We start from the raw sequence: 1,575 nt of genomic DNA, 5'->3' as shown, positions 1-1,575 counted from the left end.
ACCTGCTCGACATGATCCTGCAGTTGCGGGCAGAGGTGGCCGGGCTTCGCGCCGAGAATGCGGCTCTGAAGGATGAGATCCGGCGTCTGAAAGGTCTACCGCCGCGCCCGACGCTGAAGCCGAGCGGGATGGAGCAGTCGTCCAAGCGGAGTTCACCTGCGGCAACGGGTCCGAAGCGGCGTGGCTCGAGCCGGGCGATCATCACCGAAGAGCGCCGTCTTTGTTATGAGCCGCCACCGGGCTCGCGGTTTCTGGGGCGGACAAGCTTCGTGGTGCAGGATCTGACGATCGGGGTGCGGGTGGTCCGCTATCATCGGGACCGCTGGCGTTTGCCGGATGGCCGGATCGTCGTCGCTCCGCTGCCGGACGGGGTCGACGGGCACTTCGGTTTGGAGCTTCGGCGTCTGGTGCTGTCGCTTTATCACCAGGGTCAATCGACCGTGGAGCGGATCGTCGCGTTGCTGCGCGACTTCGGCGTGTCGATCTCCAAGCGTCAGGTCGTGCGGATCCTGACCAGCAAGATCGACGCCTTCGTCGCCGAAGCGAAGCAGGTTCTGACGGCCGGGCTCGCTTCGGCCGGTTGGGTCAGCGTCGACGACACCGGGGCCCGCCATGGCGCGGTCAATGGCGTGTGTACGCAAATCGGCAATGACCGGTTCGCCGTGTTCACGACCACCAAGTCGAAGAGCCGGCTGAACTTCCTGCAGCTCCTGCACGGCGGGTCGGCTCGGTGGGTCCTGAACGCCGCCTCACGCGCCTACATGCTGGAGCGCGGGCTGCCAGTGATCACGACGGATCTTCTGCATGCCGGGCGCGAGCCGTCCGGGTTCGAGGACGCGGCGTCATGGGACGCCCATCTACTCGCCCATGGCCTGGAGCCCAAGGATGGCCCTCTGGACCCGTTCCGCATCGCCAGTGAAGGCGCGTTGTGGGGCGGTCTGACCGAGGCAAAGGCCCTCGACGGCACCGTCATCCTCAGTGATGGGGCGGGCCAGTTCGCAATCGGCGAGCACGCGCGGTGCTGGGTCCATATGGAGCGGCAGATCCATGCCCTCGATAGCTTCACCGAACCGCAGCGCCGCGCCAAGGCCCTGATCCAGAGCCGGATCTGGTGGCTCTACAACGACATCAAGGCGTGGTGTCTGGATCCCACGCCCCGAAGAGCCAGGGAACTGGCCCGGCGCTTCGACCGGATCGTCGGCATGAAGACCAGGTTCGTGACCCTCGACCGTCTACTCGCGCGCATCCGGACCGACCGCCAAAGCTTCCTGAAGATCCTCCAACGCCCGGACATTCCGCTCCACACCAATGGCTCGGAGAACGATATCCGCAGCGTGGTGACCCGGCGCAAGATCAGCGGCGGAACCCACAGCAACCAGGGCCGTGCCGCCCGCGACACCATGCTCAGCATGATGAAGACCTGCAACAAGCTCGGTGTCAGCTTCTGGGATTATCTCGGCGACCGCCTCGGCATCCCTGGCAGCAAGATCCTACCGCTTCCCGTTCTCCTCGCCGCGCGCTGAACCCCAACAGCAGATCGACGCGCCCAAACGCCGCCGCTTTTGCCCCGGTTAC

Annotated in this window: 1 protein-coding gene; it reads left to right on the top strand. The window is 65.7% G+C overall.

Annotated features, from left to right (window positions below; genetic code table 11):
• Positions 1-1,523: IS66 family transposase (locus tag IQ26_RS38985; RefSeq protein WP_240547488.1), on the top strand; the 1,523-nt coding region annotated here is incomplete at its 5' end.
• Positions 1,524-1,575: the final 52 nt, after the last annotated feature.

It is taken from the genome of Mesorhizobium tianshanense (genome assembly GCF_007830515.1).
GTDB lineage: Bacteria > Pseudomonadota > Alphaproteobacteria > Rhizobiales > Rhizobiaceae > Mesorhizobium > Mesorhizobium tianshanense.
Note: the sequence above shows the minus strand (reverse complement) of the source record. Positions and strands in the feature narration are given on the sequence as shown.